This window comes from Caulobacter sp. GW821-FHT10F06 (assembly GCF_058809215.1).
On record NZ_JBXASK010000005.1, the window covers coordinates 21,879 to 38,880 of the forward strand.

The 17,002-nt window shown below is 69.3% G+C and carries 13 protein-coding genes; 6 read left to right on the top strand and 7 right to left on the bottom strand.

Annotation, left to right across the window (positions count from 1 at the left end; all coding sequences use genetic code 11):
- Window positions 1-208: 208 nt before the first annotated feature.
- The 5 genes from AC1RUS_RS12020 to AC1RUS_RS12040 are packed head-to-tail and all read right to left on the bottom strand — an operon-like array spanning window position 209 to window position 5,201.
- Window positions 209-1,525: a bifunctional folylpolyglutamate synthase/dihydrofolate synthase gene (locus AC1RUS_RS12020; RefSeq protein WP_492916351.1), complete on the bottom strand. Its 1,317-nt coding sequence runs from the start codon at window positions 1,523-1,525 to the stop codon at window positions 209-211.
- Complete coding sequence (locus tag AC1RUS_RS12025; RefSeq protein ID WP_492916353.1) at window positions 1,522-2,454, bottom strand: acetyl-CoA carboxylase carboxyltransferase subunit beta; 933 nt, start codon at window positions 2,452-2,454, stop codon at window positions 1,522-1,524. Before AC1RUS_RS12025 ends, AC1RUS_RS12020 begins: the two co-directional genes overlap by 4 nt.
- Window positions 2,455-2,458: 4 nt before the next feature.
- Entirely contained in the window at window positions 2,459-3,295 is an 837-nt protein-coding gene (gene trpA / locus AC1RUS_RS12030) for a tryptophan synthase subunit alpha (RefSeq protein WP_492916354.1), read from the bottom strand.
- Window positions 3,296-3,307: 12 nt separating this feature from the next.
- Window positions 3,308-4,528, bottom strand: coding sequence for a tryptophan synthase subunit beta (trpB, locus tag AC1RUS_RS12035; protein ID WP_492916356.1), 1,221 nt, complete (start codon window positions 4,526-4,528; stop codon window positions 3,308-3,310).
- 25 nt (window positions 4,529-4,553) lie between these two features.
- Complete coding sequence (locus tag AC1RUS_RS12040) at window positions 4,554-5,201, bottom strand: phosphoribosylanthranilate isomerase (protein WP_492916358.1); 648 nt, start codon at window positions 5,199-5,201, stop codon at window positions 4,554-4,556.
- Between the two features lie 126 nt (window positions 5,202-5,327).
- On the opposite strand from AC1RUS_RS12040, the gene AC1RUS_RS12045 reads away from it, so the two are divergent.
- Window positions 5,328-6,494 (top strand): catalase family protein, encoded by a 1,167-nt coding sequence (locus AC1RUS_RS12045; protein WP_492916360.1) that lies wholly within the window; start codon window positions 5,328-5,330, stop codon window positions 6,492-6,494.
- Here AC1RUS_RS12045 and AC1RUS_RS12050 read toward each other — a convergent pair.
- Entirely contained in the window at window positions 6,491-7,897 is a 1,407-nt protein-coding gene (locus AC1RUS_RS12050; RefSeq protein WP_492916362.1) for a sensor histidine kinase, read from the bottom strand. The genes AC1RUS_RS12045 and AC1RUS_RS12050 overlap by 4 nt on opposite strands.
- A 795-nt stretch (window positions 7,898-8,692) precedes the next feature.
- On the opposite strand from AC1RUS_RS12050, the gene AC1RUS_RS12055 reads away from it, so the two are divergent.
- On the top strand, window positions 8,693-9,019 hold the full coding sequence (locus tag AC1RUS_RS12055) for a GIY-YIG nuclease family protein (protein ID WP_492916364.1): 327 nt from the start codon (window positions 8,693-8,695) through the stop codon (window positions 9,017-9,019).
- 938 nt (window positions 9,020-9,957) lie between these two features.
- Entirely contained in the window at window positions 9,958-10,143 is a 186-nt protein-coding gene (locus AC1RUS_RS12060) for a hypothetical protein (RefSeq protein WP_492916366.1), read from the top strand.
- Between the two features lie 3 nt (window positions 10,144-10,146).
- Here the strand turns inward: AC1RUS_RS12060 and AC1RUS_RS12065 are convergent, their stop codons facing one another.
- Complete coding sequence (locus AC1RUS_RS12065; protein ID WP_492916368.1) at window positions 10,147-12,423, bottom strand: NADP-dependent malic enzyme; 2,277 nt, start codon at window positions 12,421-12,423, stop codon at window positions 10,147-10,149.
- A 260-nt stretch (window positions 12,424-12,683) separates the two neighbouring features.
- On the opposite strand from AC1RUS_RS12065, the gene dapB reads away from it, so the two are divergent.
- The 3 genes from dapB (at window position 12,684) to AC1RUS_RS12080 (ending at window position 16,993) form a co-directional block, all read left to right on the top strand.
- Complete coding sequence (gene dapB, locus AC1RUS_RS12070) at window positions 12,684-13,457, top strand: 4-hydroxy-tetrahydrodipicolinate reductase (protein ID WP_492916371.1); 774 nt, start codon at window positions 12,684-12,686, stop codon at window positions 13,455-13,457.
- A gap of 81 nt (window positions 13,458-13,538) precedes the next feature.
- On the top strand, window positions 13,539-16,778 hold the full coding sequence (locus AC1RUS_RS12075) for an intermembrane phospholipid transport protein YdbH family protein (protein WP_492916372.1): 3,240 nt from the start codon (window positions 13,539-13,541) through the stop codon (window positions 16,776-16,778).
- 35 nt (window positions 16,779-16,813) lie between these two features.
- The gene (locus AC1RUS_RS12080; RefSeq protein WP_108489247.1) at window positions 16,814-16,993 is read left to right on the top strand and encodes a YnbE family lipoprotein; all 180 of its coding nucleotides are present in this window, start codon (window positions 16,814-16,816) and stop codon (window positions 16,991-16,993) included.
- Window positions 16,994-17,002: the final 9 nt, after the last annotated feature.

Below are 17,002 nucleotides of genomic sequence, written 5' to 3' on the forward strand. Positions count from 1 at the left end.
GGTTCCTGCCAGGACGGGCGCGCCTGCCGAGGATGTCCAGCGGGCCGAGCCGCCCTATCGGCGTGGGGCAGGTGTACGCCCAAGCCCGACGGAGCGCCTCCCTTATTCTGTCATCCCGGACGGCCCGAAGGGTCGATCCGGGACCACCGGAAGCGCCGCGCCTGCCGTGGTCCCGGCTCGGCGCTTCGCTTGGCCGGGATGACAATCTCTATTGAGGCCAGGTCTCGAGGCTCATCGCCAGCACCTCGCCGGCCAGGTAGAGCGAACCGCAGATCAGAACGTGCGGGGTCGGCGTCAGGGCCAGAGCCTTGGCCAGGGCGTCCTCGACGCCGTCGCAGGCATGGGCCCGCAGGCCGGCCAGTTCGGCGGCGGCGGCGGTCTGGGCGGCGCTGGCCGCGGAGTGACCTTCGAAAGCTACGGTGAAGACCTGTGCCTTGAGCAGCGCGAACGGGCGGAAGAAGCCGGTGGCGTCCTTGTTGGCCAGCAGACCGGAGATCAGGGCCACGGGGCGGCCGTCGCGGGCCGCCAGGTCGCCGAGGGCCCGGGCCACGGCGGCGCCGGCGTGGGGATTGTGGCCGCCGTCCAGCCACAGATCGGCGCCCGCCGTCTTGGCCCGTTCGGCCAGGGGACCGGCGGTCAGGCGCTGGAAGCGGGCCGGCCAGACCGCGCCGGCGATCCCGGCGGCCATGGCGGCCTCGTCGATGCGCGGATCGGCGAGGGCCAGCAGAGCGGCGACCGCGAGACCGGCGTTGGCGAACTGGTGCTCGCCCGGCAGGGACGGCGCGGGCAGGTCCAGCAGACGGTCCTGCATCTGCACCAGAAGGCGGCCGCGCTCGTTCCAGGCGTCGAACTCGCGGCCCATCAGGGTCAGCTCGACCCCGGCCAAGGCGGCGGTGGACTCGAGCACGTCCTCGGCCTCGGCCTGCTGGCGGGCGGACACGGCCGGCGCGCCGGGCTTGATGATGCCGGCCTTTTCGAAGGCGATCTCGCCGATGGTGTCGCCCAGGAACTCGCGATGGTCGATGTCGACCGGGGCGATGACGCTGACGGCGGGCGTCTCGATGACGTTGGTGGCGTCCAGCACGCCGCCCAGCCCGACCTCGACGATGCAGAGATCGGCCGGGACCTCGGCGAAGGCGACGAAGGCCGCGGCCGTGGTGATCTCGAAGAAGGTGATGGCCTCACCGGCGTTGGCCTGCTCGACCCGGTCCAGCACGTCGGCCAGATGCTCGTCGGTGATCAGGGTCCCGGCCAGGCGGATGCGCTCGGCGAAGCGGACCAGGTGCGGCGAGGTGAAGACGTGGACCTTCAGCCCGGCGGCTTCGGCCATGGCCCGCAGATAGGCGACCGTCGAGCCCTTGCCGTTGGTGCCGGCCACGTGGATCACCGGCGGCAGGCGGTCCTGCGGATCGCCCAGCGCGTCGCACAGCCGCCGCATGCGATCGAGCGACAGGTCGATCAGCTTGGGGTGCAGAGCCTTCAGCCGCTCGAGGGCGGCGTCGTGGGCGCGGAGGTGTTCGCTCACGCGGCCTTGCGGACGCGGCCCATCATCAGGGTGCCGAGGATCGAGCCCAGCACGGCGGGCAGCTCCTTGCGCGGCGTGACGCGGTCGACCATGCCCTTTTCAACGAGATATTCCGACCGCTGGAAGCCTGGCGGCAGAGTCTCGCGGATGGTCTGCTCGATGACGCGCGGGCCGGCGAAGCCGATCAGGGCGCCCGGCTCGGCCAGGTGGACGTCGCCCAGCATGGCGTAGGAGGCGGTGACGCCGCCGGTGGTGGGGTCGGTGAGGACCACGACATAGGGCAAGGCCGCGTCCTTCAGTTCGTTGATCGCCAGCGTCGTACGAGCCATCTGCATCAGGGACAGCGCCCCTTCCTGCATCCGCGCGCCACCGGCGGCGGTGAAGACGATCAGCGGGATTTCGCGGTCGAGCGCGGCCTTGGCGGCGGCCACGAAGCCCTCGCCGGCGGCCATGCCCAGCGAACCGCCCATGAAGGCGAAGTCCTGGACCAGCACGATGGCCTCGACGCCGCCGACCTTGCCGTGGCCGATGGCCATGGCGTCAGGCTCGCCGGTGGCCTTGCGGGCGGCGGCCAGGCGGTCCTTGTAGGGCTTGCCGTCGGAGAAGTGCAGCGGGTCTTCCGGCACGGCCGGCGTCGGCAGCGACTCGAACTGACCGTCATCGAAGGTGAACTTGAAACGCGCTTCGGGACCGATGCGCATATGGCGTCCGGCCGGAGTTACCCACAGGGCGGCTTCCAGGTCGGAGCGGAAGATCATTTCGCCCGTATCGGGACATTTGACCCAGAGATTCTCCGGAGTCTCGCGCTTGGCGAAGGCGCCGCGCACGCCGGGGGCGATGCGCGAAAGCCATCCGCCGCCGCGTCGGCCGTCAGCCGAGGTCTTTGATTTGTCGCCCTTTTTCGGGTCCTGGGGTTCAGCCATAGCCATAGCCTTAGAGCCTCACTTCGTTCCCGACTCGCGCCGATCGCACAGCCTTAGCCAGCTGCGACGCCTTGAGAAGAACCTTCTCGGTCACGTTTTCGTTCAACTGGGCGGCGGATTCAATTTCATCCACAAGCGCCGAGCCGACCACGGCGGCGTCGGCGACGCGGGCCACGGCGGCGGCTTGCTCTGGCGTCCGGATGCCGAAACCGACTGCGACCGGCAGGCCAGAGGCCTTGCGCAGGCGAGTGACGGCCGGGGCCACGTCGCCCGCGTCGGCCGACTTCACGCCGGTCACCCCGGCGACCGAGACGTAATAGACGAAGCCCGAGGTGCGCCGGATCACGGCCGGCAGGCGCTTGTCGTCGGTGGTGGGCGCGGCCAGGCGGATCAGGGCGACGCCTTCAGCCTCCAGAGCATCCGACAGCGGGTCGGCTTCTTCCGGGGGGCAATCGACGATGATCAGGCCATCGACGCCGGCCTTGGCGGCGGCGGCGGCGAAGCTCTCGAAGCCCCGGTTCAGCACCGGGTTGAGATAGCCCATCAGGATGATCGGGGTCTCTTGATCGCCTTCGCGGAAGGCGGCGACCAGGTCCAGCGTGCCCTGTAGGGTCATGCCGGACTTCAGGCCGCGCTGAGCGGCGCGCTGGATGGTCGGCCCCTCCGCCATCGGATCGGAGAAGGGAAAGCCCAGCTCGATCAGGTCGGCGCCGGCGCCCGGCAGGCCCTTGAGCACGCGGAGCGTGGCGGCGGCGTCGGGATCGCCGGCCATGATGTAGGTCACGAAACCGGCGCGGTTCTCGGCCTTCAGCGCCGCGAAGCGACGGTCGATACGGTCTTTGGTCACGCTGGTCAGGTCCTAGATCTTGCGCCCAAGCGCTTCGGCCACCGTAAAGATGTCCTTGTCGCCGCGACCGCAGAGATTCATCACCACGATCTTGCCCTTGCCCAGCTCCTGGGCGATCTCGCCGACGCGGGCCAGGGCGTGGGCCGGCTCCAGCGCCGGGATGATGCCTTCGAGGGTCGAGCACAGCTGGAAGGCCGCCAGGGCCTCGTCGTCCGTGGTCGAGACATATTCGGCGCGGCCGATCTCGTGCAGGAACGAGTGCTCGGGGCCGATGCCCGGATAGTCGAGCCCGGCCGAGATCGAGTGGGCGTCGATGATCTGGCCGTCGTCGTCCTGCAGCAGATAGGTGCGGTTGCCGTGCAGCACGCCGGGGCGGCCACCGGTCAAGGAGGCGGCGTGCTTGTCGGTGGAGACGCCGTGGCCGGCCGCCTCGACGCCGATCAGGCGCACGCCCTCGTCGGCCAGGAACGGATGGAACAGGCCGATGGCGTTGGAGCCGCCGCCGATGCAGGCGACCACCGCGTCGGGCAGACGGCCCTCGGCTTCGAGGATCTGCTGGCGGGCTTCGGTCCCGATCACGCTCTGGAAGTCGCGGACCATCACCGGATAGGGGTGCGGGCCGGCGGCCGTGCCGATCAGGTAGTAGGTGTCGTGCACGTTGGTGACCCAATCGCGCATCGCCTCGTTCATGGCGTCCTTCAGGGTGCCGGTGCCCGAGGTCACCGGGCGCACTTCGGCCCCGAGGAGATTCATGCGGAAGACATTGGGCTTCTGACGTTCGACGTCGGTGGCGCCCATATAGACGACGCACGGCAGGCCGAAGCGGGCGCAGACGGTGGCGGTGGCCACGCCGTGCTGGCCGGCGCCGGTCTCGGCGATGATCCGGGTCTTGCCCATGCGCATGGCCAGCAGGATCTGGCCGAGCGCATTGTTGATCTTGTGCGAGCCGGTGTGGTTCAGCTCGTCGCGCTTGAAATAGATCTTGGCCCCGCCGAAGTGCTCGGTCAGACGCTCGGCGAAATAGAGCGGGCTGGGCCGGCCGGCATAATGGGTGTTGTAGCTGGTCAGCTGCGTCTGGAACGCCGGGTCAGCCTTGGCGGCGGCATAGGCGTCGCCCAGCTCCAGCACCAGCGGCATCAGGGTCTCGGCCACATAGCGACCGCCGAAGTCGCCGAACCGACCGTTGGCGTCGGGATAGGCGGAGTAGTCGTTGGGCTTTGAGGGGGCGTTCACGAGATCATCCAAAGGCTGGGCAGAGCTACACGCGTTTGACGGCGTCGAGGAACGCCGTGATCAGAGCCGGGTCCTTTAGGCCGGGACCGCGCTCCACGCCAGAAGAAACGTCCACCAGCGGGGCTCCGGAGACCCGGATCGCGTCCGCCACGTTCCAGGGATCCAGGCCGCCGGCCAGGAAGTGGGGGCGCGAAAATCTGCGGCCTTCCAGCAGGGTCCAGTCGAACCGCGCGCCAGTGCCGCCGGGCAGGACCGAACCTTCCACAGGCCGGGCATCGAACAGGAACTGCTCGGCCACGGTCTCGAAGGCGCGGGCCTGGTCGACGTCGGAGGGCGAGGAAACCGAGAAGGCCTTGATCACGCCGGCGCCGGAACGGGCGGCGATCTCGCGGACCCGGGCCGGGGTTTCCTTGCCGTGCACCTGGATCAGATCGGGCTTGAGCGTGGCCATCAGCCGGTCGACCAGGGCGTCGTCGGGATCGACGGTGACCGCCACGGTCTTGACGCCCCGGCCCCGGATCGGATCGGCCAGCCGCCCGGCGGCTTCGGGCGTCAGGTTGCGCGGGCTCTTGTCGAAGAACACGAAGCCCAGATAGGCCGCGCCGCCGTCGAAGGCGGTCTTCACCGTCTCGGGGGTCGAGAGCCCGCAGATCTTGGCCTTGGCCTGGGTCATGGGCGGGGAGTTACGTGCGGGGAACGTCCAGCGCAAGGGGGCCGGGCCCGGAACAGGCGTCCGCACGGGGTGTTCCCTTCACAGCCCTCAGACAAGGACGTTCCCATGCCGACCCTGGATCCTCACTTGCCTGAAGGCCTCCGCGCCGACGACCTGGCGTCGATCGGCGCCGCCGAAGCGCGCAGCTTCGCGCCCGGACCGCCGGTCAGCCCGCAGCGCTATGACCCGTCGGTCGAGACCATCGAACCCGACGAGGCCGAGACCGCCCAGGCGATCGTGGCCACCATGCGCAAGATCCAGGAGCGCACCTATGCCGACGGCGGGCGAGCCCTGCGGGCCGTCCACGCCAAGAGCCACGGCATCCTGAAGGCGCAGCTGGAGATCCTGCCCGGCCTGCCGGCGGTCCTGGCCCAGGGCCTGTTCGCCAAGCCCGGCCGCTATCCGACCGTGATGCGGTTCTCGACCATTCCCGGCGACATGCTGCCCGACAGCGTCTCGACGCCGCGCGGCGTGGCGCTGAAGATCCTCGGCGTCGAGGGCGAGCGTCTGCCGGGCTCGGAAGGCGGAACCAGCCAGGACCTGATCCTGGTCAACGGTCCGATCTTCAACGCCAAGAACGCCAAGGCCTTCCTGGCCAATCTGAAGCTGGTGGCGGCGACCACCGATCGGGCCGAAGGCGCCAAGGTGGCGCTGTCGGCCGTGGCCCAGACCGTCGAGAAGCTGATCGAGGCGTTCGGCGGCCAGAGCGCCACGCTCAGCGCCCTGGGCGGCCAGCAGCCGCGCCACATCCTGGGCGAGACCTTCTTCAGCCAGCTGCCGCTGCGCCATGGCGACCATATCGCCCGCTATTCGCTGGTCCCGGCCTCGGCGGAGCTGAAGGCCCTGGAGGAGGCGACCGTCGACCTGGGGGCCGATCCGGACGCGCTGCGGCTGGCGATCCAGAAGCACTTCGGCCTCAAGGGCGGCGAATGGCTGCTGCGGGCCCAGCTGTGCGCCAATCTCGACGACATGCCGGTCGAGGACCCGACCGCCGTCTGGGACGAGGCCCTCAGCCCGTGGATCCCGGTGGCGCGGCTGACCGCCGGTCCGCAGTCGGGCTGGAGCGCGGCGCGGTCGGAGGCCGTCGACGACCGCATGGGCTTTTCGCCCTGGCATGGCCTCTCGGCCCACCACCCGCTGGGCCAGATCATGCGGATGCGCCGCAGCGCCTACGCCAAGGCCCAGCAGTTCCGGGCCGAGCGCAACGGCGGGCCGCTGGCCGAGCCCACCGATCTCGACTCGTTTCCCGACTAGGCCGACATCGCGCCAGCCTCGGCGGGTTCCGACAGCGTGACCTGCATCACGCAGACCAGGCCCTCGGGGCGGTAGTCCATGGTCGCCGCGCCCTTCATCTCGCCGCGCAGGCTGCGCTCGATCAGCCGCGAGCCGAAGCCCCGGCGGGTGGGCGGCGAAACGGGCGGGCCGCCGGTCTCGGTCCAGGTCACCCGCAGGCCGCGGGCGGCCTCGTCATAGGTCCAGTCCAGGGTCACGCGACCGTCGGGGCGGGAGAGCGCGCCGTATTTCAGAGCGTTGGTCGCCAGCTCGTGGAAGATCAGCGCCATGGTCAGGGCTCCGCCCGGCTGCAGCCAGACCGACGGCCCGTCGACCACCACGCGGTCGGCCACCTCGGTGAACGGCGCCAGGGCCCGCTGGGCCACTTCGCGCAGCGCCGCGCCGTGCCAGCTCTCGCGGGTCAGGACATCGTGGACCTGCGACAGGCCCAGCAGCCGCGACTCGAACTTCTCGAACGCCACCGCCGGCTCGGGCTCGTTGCGCAGGGTCTGGGCGGCCATCGACTGCACGGTGGCCAGGGTGTTCTTCACCCGATGGTTCAGCTCGTTGATCAGCAGGCGCAGCTGGCCCTGATAGTGCTGCTGCTCGCTCTCGGCCTGCTTGCGGGCCGTGATGTTGGAGATGATCATGACCAGATAGGGCGGCTCGTCGCCCAGCTGGACCCGTGAGGCGGTCAGGTGAATCCAGACCAGGGCGTCGCCGCCGGCCTTGAGCCGCCGCTCGACCGTGTAGGTCTCCATCTCGCCGGTCAGCAGGGCCTGGGCGTGGCCCATGGCGCCGGCCAAGTCCTCGGGCGACACCAGATCGCGGAACCGCATGCCCAGCAGGGCGTCGCGGTCGTAATGGGTGATGGCGCAGAACCGGTCGTTCATCTCCAGGAACCGGCCGTCGAAGGTCACGCGGGCCACGCCCATCGACGCCTGGTCGAACACGGCGCGATAGCGCGCCTCGGCCGCCTGCAGCTCCTGGCGCGCCCGGACCGAGGCGGTGACCACCTCGGTATAGAGCACCAGCCCGCCGATCGCCCCGTCGTCGGTGCGCCAGGGGGCCATCGACCAGCGGATCCAGTCGACCTTGCCGTTGCGGTCGGTGAAGGGCTCGCCCTCCTCGTGCCGCAGCTCGACCCCCTCGGCCAGCACCCGGGCGTGCAGGTCGCGCCAATGCTGGGGAATCTCGGGGAAGACCTCGTAGTGGCGGCGACCGATCAGCGACAGGTCGGCCGGCAGGTCCTGGTCGGTCAGGTACTGCCGCGAGGCCGCCAGATAGCGCATGTCGCGGTCGAAGATGGCGATGCCCAGCGGCGCGTGCTTCAGCGCGGTCGTCACGCTGGGCGAGGTGGCCAGAAAGGTCAGTTGGTCGATCACGGGCGCTGACCCCGCGTCTCCGACCTGTCCCTCGCCATCGGCCTCATGACCACCCTCGAATGCCGGCGATCGCACGGTCACGGCGCCCGTTGCTGGGCCTGCGACACGATAGCGCCGCCACCCCGGCAAGTCATCGCACAACCCTGCGACCACGGGTCACACCCAGGCCGCGCTCGGGGAAATCCCCGACGGGCGTCTGAGCCATCGCCGCCCGGACAGCACGAGGCGGCCTCGCGCGGAAAACCGCCGATGGGATGGGAAGGGTCGCGGAGCGCCCGGGCCTCGCCCGGATGGGTGCGTAGTGAGTACCGTTTCGACGAAGACGGACGCTCCGCGTGACCGTTTTCCCTCTGGCCGGGGCGCGCGGGTCTGGTTCAACCCTTTGCCCCACCCGGATTTCCCCTGCCTCGCGACGGACCCAGCCCTGGGGCTGCAAGCCACGCCGATTCCGGAGGGATCCGGAGCGAACCTTCGGACGGGCGGGGATCTTGGCCGATCCCCGATGGATGGGTTTACGTCCCCCATCCTCGTTCCCGCGCGATCACACCCCAAGGCCCATCAGGTCGCCGGCCGACGTCCCTTCCCTTGCCTTGGGGCAGGAGCAGTATGGGGCTTGTTTTGAGCGCGTCCGAAAGGGCGATGCGAGAAAGTTCCAAGGTGTTGAAATCGTGGAGCTCTGTCGCGCAAACGCCCGGGATGGAGCGCCGCCTATCCCCGCGCTCGCGCCCTGCTTCACCGCCAAGGTGACACGTCACGATTGTTCTTGTATTGTTCTTATTCCGACGGAGAACAGCCATGGTTCCGCGCGACGCCTGGATCGCGGTCTACATGATGGCCGATCGATATCGGGGGACGCTCTATACCGGCGTCACGGGCCAGTTCCTCTCGCGGATCGTTCAGCACCGCGAAGGCCAGCAACCGGGCTTCACCAGGACCTACGGCCTGAAACGCCTTGTCTGGTACGAGGCCCACGACCTGATGACAGAGGCGATCCAGCGCGAAACCTCCATCAAGCGCTGGACCCGCCAGTGGAAGATCAACCTCATCGAGCGCGACAACCCGCGCTGGGACGATCTCTATGCGTCGGTGTTCGAATGGACGCCCGTTCCGCGGATGGTGTGAGCGTCATCTGCCCACCTAAACCCACCGTCATTCCCGCCCTTGTGGCGGGAACCCCTGGTTCAGCCGACACGTGAAGCGCAGTCGGACCGCCAGCGGTCCGCCCCTCCCGCACTTGCGGCGGATAGAGGGGTTCCCGCCACAAGGGCGGGAATGACGGTGGAGAGGGGGGTGCGTGAACCGCAGAGACCCCGCTTGCGAAATCGGCCCGCTAAAAATACGCCCGCCAACCCAACACGCATCGTCATTCCCGCCCCCGTGGCGGGAACCCCTGGTTCAGCCGACACGTGAGGCGCAGTCGGACCGCCAGCGGTCCGCCCCTCCCGCACCTGCGGCGGACCGCCACAAGGGCGGGAATGACGGTGGAGAGGGGGTGTGAAAGGAACGCCTCACGGCGAGGCCGCGCCTTGAACCCATGGAGGCGAGCTTGCTCGGGCTGAGGGTCTCGTCAAGGACCGCCTCTGGCGGCCGCGTCGCGGCGACGCTCCGCGTCGTCCTTGACGAGACCCTCAGCCCGAGCTCCAATTCCACCAAGGGTTTTAGGGTGGGCTAAACGCCAATGGCGACGCTCGACGAACATCTTGAACACGTCGTCTTGCCGGCGCTTCGAGAGTACTGGACCGCTGAGCACGCTCTCTCCCATGCGGCTCAAAATGATGTCTCCGCAGTTCCAACCGCTCGCCTCGACAGTATGCGTCGTGGCCGCACCGCAGCGACAGAACTGCATCACCTGGCGGACTTCGCGTTAAAGGAAGGCGATGCAAATCTTCCAGCATTCTCCAGTTTAGATGAAGTTCGAGAGGCCGTTTCTGCTCAGTGCTTACACTTAAGAACAACCGAACGATCGCTTGACGTCGCGCTCCTTCGAGATGTTGCCGATGCGTTTAAGCACCGAGTGTTAGATAGAAGGAATGCCCGTATCGCTGGGGCGGATGCAGTGATTGCCTGCCAATCTGGATACGGGCAACTACGGTTCGGGAGAAGGCAAGCTCGGCGGCATCGACCAAGTCGTTATCACTGACCGTAACGGCGATCAGCGCGTGCTCTCCTCCGTACTGCAAAACGTACTCGATGCGTGGCGGAGGCTTCTGGACAAAGCACTGCCGCCACTTAACGACTTTCAGTAACCCCTACCCCTCCACCGGCGCGTCATACGCCGCCATCATCGCCATGTTCAGGATCTTCGACACCGACGCGCTCAACGGCGCGATCTGGACCGACTTCGACAATCCGAGAAGCACCGGCCCGATCACCGTCGCTCCGCCCAGGCTCTGCACCAGCTTGGTCGAGATCGAGGCGGCGTGGATGGCCGGCATGATCAGGATGTTGGCGCTGTCGGTCAGGCGCATGAACGGGTAGTTGGCGCGCTTTTCGGGGTCGAGGGCCAGTTCGGGCGGCATTTCGCCTTCGTATTCGAAGTCGACGTCCATCTCGTCGAGCATGGCGACGGCCTCGCGCACCTTTTCCGAGCGCAGGCCCATCGGGTTGCCGAAGGTGGAATAGCTCATGAAGGCCACGCGCGGCTTGTGGCCCAGGCGGGCGACGGCGCGGGCGGCTTCGCAGGCGATCTCGACCAGCTCCTCGGCCTCGGGCAACTCGGTGACGTTGGTGTCGGCCACGAAGATCGTGCGGCCCTTAGCCAGCACCACCGACATGCCCATGATCCGGCCGCCGGGGGCCGGGTCGACGACGCGCAGCACGTCCTCCAGCGCCTGGTCGAAGCTGCGGGTGACGCCGGTGACCATGCCGTCGGCCTCGCCCAGGGTGACCATCGAGGCGGCGAAGCTGTTGCGGTCCTGGTTGATCAGCCGCTGGATGTCGCGCTTCAGATAGCCCTGGCGCTGCAGGCGGGCGTAGAGCGCGTCGACATAGTCGGGATTACGGTCGCTGAGGCGGGCGTTGATGATCTCCAGGCCCGCCGTGTCGGGGTCGAGGCCCACGACGCGCATGTTCTCGTGCACCAGGTTCTCGCGGCCGCACAGGATGGCCTTGCCGTAGCCGCCGGTCTGGAAGGCGTAGGCGGCGCGGATGACCGACGGGTCCTCGCCCTCGGCGAAGACGATGCGCTTGGGATTGGCCAGCACCGAGCCGGCGATTTTCTGCAGGAAGCCGGCGGTGGGATCCAGGCGCTGGGCCAGGCTGGCGCGATAGGCGTCCATGTCCTCGATCGGTCGGCGGGCGACGCCGGTGTCCATCGCCGCCTGGGCGACGAAGGGCGGCACGTACCAGATCAGGCGCGGGTCGAAGGCCGAGGGGATGATGTAGTTGGGGCCGAACTTCAGCTGGCGGCCGTGATAGGCGGCGGCGACCTCGTCGGGCACGTCCTCGCGGGCTAGCATGGCCAGGGCGTTGGCGCAGGCGATCTTCATCTCGTGATTGACGCGCTTGGCCCGCACGTCCAGGGCGCCGCGGAAGATGTAGGGGAAGCCCAGGACGTTGTTGACCTGGTTGGGATAGTCGCTGCGGCCGGTGCCCATGATGGCGTCCTTGCGCACGGCGTGGACCTCTTCGGGCGTGATCTCCGGGTCGGGATTGGCCATGGCGAAGATGACCGGGTTGGGCGCCATGCTGGCGATCATCTCGGGCGTGAAGGCGCCCTTGGCCGAGAGGCCGAGAAGGACGTCCGCGCCGGCGACGGCTTCGGCCAGGGTGCGCTTGTCGGTGTCGACCGCGTGGGCGCTCTTCCACTGGTTCATGCCGTCGGTGCGGCCGCGATAGAGCACGCCCTTGGAGTCGACGGCGATGACGTTCTCGGGGCGCACGCCCATGGCCTTGATCAGCTCCATCGAGGCGATGCCGGCCGCGCCGGGGCCGTTCAGCACCACCTGCACGTCGGCCAGGTTCTTGCCGGTGATGTGGCAGGCGTTGATCAGGCCGGCGGCGCAGATGATCGCCGTGCCGTGCTGGTCGTCATGGAACACCGGGATGTCGAGCAGCTCCTGCAGCTCGGTCTCGATGCGGAAGCATTCGGGGCTCTTGATGTCTTCCAGATTGATGCCGCCGAAGGTGACGCCGATGTTCTTGACCACCGTGATGATCTCGTCGGCGTCTTTCGAGGTGACCTCGATGTCGATGCTGTCGACGTCGCCGAAGCGCTTGAAGAGGACGGACTTGCCTTCCATCACCGGCTTGGAGGCCAGGGCGCCCAGATCGCCCAGGCCCAGGATCGCGGTGCCGTTGGAGATCACCGCCACCAGGTTGCCCTTGGAGGTGTATTCGTAGGCGAGGTCGGGGTCCTTGGCGATCGCCAGCACCGGCACAGCGACGCCGGGCGAATAGGCCAGCGACAGGTCGCGCTGGGTGGCCATCGGCTTGGTGGCGACCACCCCGATCTTCCCCGGCGTGGGATAGCGGTGGAAGTTCAGCGCTTCTTCGTCGGTGAAGGTCTTCTTTTCGGTGTCGCTCATAACCGGCGTTCCCCGTCCTGCGTGCAAGTTGATGGGACGAGCCGGACAATGCGGAGCGCCCTTATGTGCGCTCACCGTACGGGGGCTTGGGAGAGCCCACAACCTCGCCCAGCGGAGAAAATCGCTCGCAAACGCCTGTTGGGCTTGGCGTTGCGTCAAGCTGGAGGGTCGCGCGCAAGGCGCTCGCCGCCCTCGCCGCCATTGACCCGGAGGGGTCGGATGGGCGATCAGGCGCGACACGTTTCGTGTCGGAGGCCGCCATGTCCACGCCCGTGAAGATCGCCATCGCCGGGGCGCTCGGCCGCATGGGCCAGGCGGTGGCCAAGACCCTGGACGGCCACGCCCTGGCCACGGCGGTCGCCCGCTTCGACCGTCCCGGCGCGGACGGTCCGGGCCTGGTCGACCGCGACGCGGCCCTGGCCGCCGCCGACGCGGTGATCGACTTCACCCTGCCCGAGGCCTCGGTGGCGCTGGCCGAAGCCTGCGCGGAACGCGGCGGTCCAGCCCTGGTGATCGGCTCGACCGGCTTTTCCATCGAGCAGCTGGCCCGCATCGACGCAGCGGCGACGAAGATCGCCATCGTGCGCTCGGGCAACTACTCGCTGGGCGTCAACATGCTGATGGGCCTGGTCAGGCAGGCCGCCGCCGCCCTGCCGGCGTCCGAGTGGGACATCGAGGTCTACGAGGCCCACCACAAGCGCAAGATCGATGCGCCCTCGGGCACCGCCCTGATGCTGGGCGAAGCCGCCGCCGAGGGCCGCGGGGTGGGCCTGGGCCAGGTCGCCGACCGCGGCCGCGACGGCGTAACCGGCCCGCGCAAGGAAGGCGCGATCGGTTTCTCGGTGGTGCGCGGCGGCGGGATCATCGGCGAGCACAGCGTGATCTTCGCCGGCGAGGAGGAGCTCCTGACCCTGTCGCACTCGGCCACCGACCGGGGCCTGTTCGCGCGCGGGGCCATCGCGGCGGCTGCCTGGGTCGCGGGCAAGCCGCCCGGTCTCTACGACATGCAGGACGTTCTGGGCTTCCGAGGGTAGATCTGGGCTTTCGCGGATAAAAGTCGCGAACTAGACATTACAGAGAAGAGCCGGGGGGCTTCGATCCAGACCTAGGACCTGATGGCCGACCCGACTCCCGATCCCGCGTCCAAGCCTTCCAAGCCCAGTCGCCGCGACCGGCTGGTCGATGCGGGACTGGAAGCCGTCTCGCTGTCGATGATGGCCTTCATCGCCACCGGCCTGCTGGTCTATGGCGGCCGGCGCGAGATCAGCCGCGAGCTGGCCCAGAGCTGGCTGAGCGAGCGCGGCATCGACGCGGTGGTCACGGTCGACGACCTGGACGCCAGCGGCTTCTCCGGCTCGGTGCTGCTGGGGCCCAGGAGCGACCCGATCTTCGCGGCCGACCGCATCGAGGTGGCCTACGACCTGCAAGCGCCGTGGAGCGGCGGCCCCTTCGCCATCGACACCCGCGCCGTGCGCTTGGTGCGGCCGCGCCTGAAGGCCAGCCTGACCGACAAGGGCCTGAATTTCGGTCCGCTGCAGCCGATCATCGACGAGGCGCTGAAGTCGCCCAAGGAAAAGAAGACCGCCGGTCCGGCCATCCTGGTCGAGGACGCCCGCGTCGACCTGCGCACGCCCGGGGGCTTGGCCCGCATCACCGGCGACGCCAGCCTCGACGACGGCCAGCTGCTGCGCTTCGATGGCCGGCTGGCGCGGATGCGCTATGCGACGGGCGACCTGGTGGTCGAGGCGCGGGGGGCCCTGGTCACCGCCCGCAAGCGCGGCGAGCGCCTGACCGTCACGGCCCGCTTCGACCTGGAAACCCTGGTGCGCGAGGACCTGGAGCTGGAGGACGCGCAAGGCGAGCTCAGCGCCGACCTGGCCTATCCCGACCTGATCAAGCTGTCGGCCGACGGCCCCGCCGAGATCCGCGCCGCCTTCACCGCCGACGCCGCCCGGGCCGGGGCGGCGCGCAGCGAGGGCCTGGCCGCCGACATCGCCCTGGCCGGCCGGCTGGACGGCCCCCTGGCCAACGGCCGCTTCGACGGTCGGCTGACCGGCAAGGCGCGCGGCGATGTGCTGACCACCCCGGGCCTGGACGCCCGCGAGGCGGCGATCGATCTGGATTTGACCTCGCTGAACCTGTCGCGCCAGGGCGCGAGGCTGGGCGCCCGGGTCGGCGGCCATGTCTCGGTCGAGGCCGAGCGCGCCCTGGCCGGCGGCGCGGCGGTGCGCGGCGGGTCCATGCGGATCGAGTCGGCGGGGCTGATCGTCTCCAACGACCCGGCGGGCGGCTTCGCCAGCGGTCCGGTGGCCGTGCAGCTGGGCGCCAACCGGCTGGCCAGCGGCGGCCTGGCCCTGACCAGCCTGGCCGCCAATGCGCGCGGGCGCGTCTCGGGGCCCTTCGCCCGCCTGGGCGTGACCCTGGACGGCTCGGCCGGCGCCGACAGCGGCGTGTCGGGACCCGACGCCGAGCGCCTGACAAGCGCCCTGCCCAATCCCGCCTACGCCAAGGCCGCCGCCCAGGCCCTGCGGACCTTCGACCTGCGCGCCCCGGCCTTCCGCATCTCAGTGCAGGATGGCCGCACGGTGCTGAGCCTGCCCAGGCCCGTCAGCCTGGAAACCGCCAACGGCGTGCACGCCGAGATCGCCGCCCCGGGCGGTCCGCTGGTCGACATCGCCGGCGGCAAGGCGCGCGGCGGCTTGTCGGCGCGGCTGAACGGCGGCGGCCTGCCCACGCTGCGCCTGGACGCCCGCGACTGGCGGCTGACCGACGGCGCGCTGTCCAGCCGCCTGACCCTGGCCGGCGAGGCCATCGACATCCCGCCGCTGGAGGGCCTGAGCGGCAAGGTCGAGGGCGTGGCGCGCATGGCCGGCGGCCGCGCCAGCTTCGCCCTGGCCGACTGCGCGCCCTTCACGGCCAAGCGCCTGCTGATCGGCGAGACCCCGCTGAGCGGACCCAAGGCGACCCTGTGCCCGGCGGCCGCGCCGCTACTGACCCTGAACGACGGCGCGTGGACGGCGGCCGCGAAATTCCGCGACCTCGAATCTGGCCTGGACGAAGCCGAGGCCAAGATCGGCAATGTGGCGGGCAGCCTGAGCGCCGCCGGATCGGGCGCGCGAATGACCGCCGAGGTCCGGCTGGACCAGGGCGTGATGAGCGACGTTGCCCAAAGCCGGCGCTTCAACCCGATCAAGACCGCCGGCCGCCTCTCCCTGTTGAACGGGATCTGGGCCGGGACGATCGACGCGTCCACGCCCAAGGACCAGCCGCTGGGCCGGATCACGATCCGCCACGATCTTGCCCAGGCGCGCGGCCGGGCCGAGCTGGACGCCAGCAAGCTGACCTTCGCCAAGGACGGCGGCCTGCAGCCGGTCGACCTGTCGCCGATGGCCGCCTTCGCCAAGAACGCCTCGGGCGCGGCCAGCTTCACGGGCCTGTTCGTCTGGGACGCCGACGGCATGACCAGCAAGGGGCGGCTGGTCGCCGACAAGATCGACTTCACCAGCCCGATCGGCTTCGTGGCCACCCTGGACGGCAGCATCGACTTCACCAGCCTGGCCCCGTTGGTCAGCGCGCCCGACCAGACCCTGAAGATCACCCGCGTCGACAGCCTGGTGCCACTGGAGGGCTTCGTTTCGGCCTTCAGCCTGGGGGCGGACGCCCTGCACATCTCGTCGGCGGCCTTCAACGCCGCCAAGGGCCGGGTGTCGATCGAGCCGATCGACGTGCCGCTGGATCCGACCAAGCCGATGCGCGGCGTCATCGTGATCGAGCACCTGGACCTGGGCGAGCTGATCGCCGCCTCGTCCCTGGTCGAGAAGGTGCAGCTGGACGCCGTGGTCGACGGCCGCCTGCCGTTCGAGTTCGGCCCCAAGGGCTTCAAGTTCCTGGACGGCAGGATCGCCGCCATTCAACCCGGCCGCCTGGCGATCTCGCGCGAGGCCCTGACCGGCGTCCAGGCGGGCGTGCAGGGCCAGGACAGCGACAGCCCCGGCGCGCCGGCCAAGCCCGTCGGGCCCGCCGCCCCGGTCAACGCCATCCAGGACTTCGCCTACCAGGCCATGGAGAACCTGTCGTTCGACACGCTGGAGGCCGGGGTCAACAGCACCGACCAGGGGCGTCTGGCGATCCTGTTCCACATCAAGGGCGAGCACGATCCCAAGGTGGCCGAGAAGGCCCGCATCGGCCTGCTGGACCTGATCCGCGGCTCGGCGTTCAACAAGCGCATCGCCCTGCCGGCCAAGACGCCGGTCGACCTGACCCTCGACACCTCGCTGAACTTCGACGAGCTTATGGAAGCGTGGCGCAACGCCTATAACGCCGACGTTTCGCGTTCAGCCCCGGTTCAGCCGTGACCGGCCAAGATCCAACCCGAACTGGAGACACACGCATGAGAAAGCGCGCCCTGTTGACCGCCCTGATCGCGATGGGGGCGCTCGGAGCCTGTACGCCGACGATCCGCGTGAAGGTCGACCCGATCAACATCTACGCCAAGCTGGACGCCGACGTCCGGGTGCGGCTGGACAAGGAAGTTCAGACGCTGATCCAGCAAAACCCGAACCTGTTCTAGGAAAGGAAC

Excerpts from the sequence above, each read along its gene's own strand:
- AC1RUS_RS12040 (WP_492916358.1), bottom strand. The coding sequence starts at position 5,201 with ATGACCCAGGCCAAGGCCAAGATCTGCGGGCTCTCGACCCCCGAGACG.
- AC1RUS_RS12080 (WP_108489247.1), top strand. The coding sequence starts at position 16,814 with ATGAGAAAGCGCGCCCTGTTGACCGCCCTGATCGCGATGGGGGCGCTC.
- AC1RUS_RS12025 (WP_492916353.1), bottom strand. The coding sequence starts at position 2,454 with ATGGCTATGGCTGAACCCCAGGACCCGAAAAAGGGCGACAAATCAAAG.
- dapB (WP_492916371.1), top strand. The coding sequence starts at position 12,684 with ATGTCCACGCCCGTGAAGATCGCCATCGCCGGGGCGCTCGGCCGCATG.
- AC1RUS_RS12065 (WP_492916368.1), bottom strand. The coding sequence starts at position 12,423 with ATGAGCGACACCGAAAAGAAGACCTTCACCGACGAAGAAGCGCTGAAC.
- AC1RUS_RS12055 (WP_492916364.1), top strand. The coding sequence starts at position 8,693 with ATGGTTCCGCGCGACGCCTGGATCGCGGTCTACATGATGGCCGATCGA.
- AC1RUS_RS12075 (WP_492916372.1), top strand. The coding sequence starts at position 13,539 with ATGGCCGACCCGACTCCCGATCCCGCGTCCAAGCCTTCCAAGCCCAGT.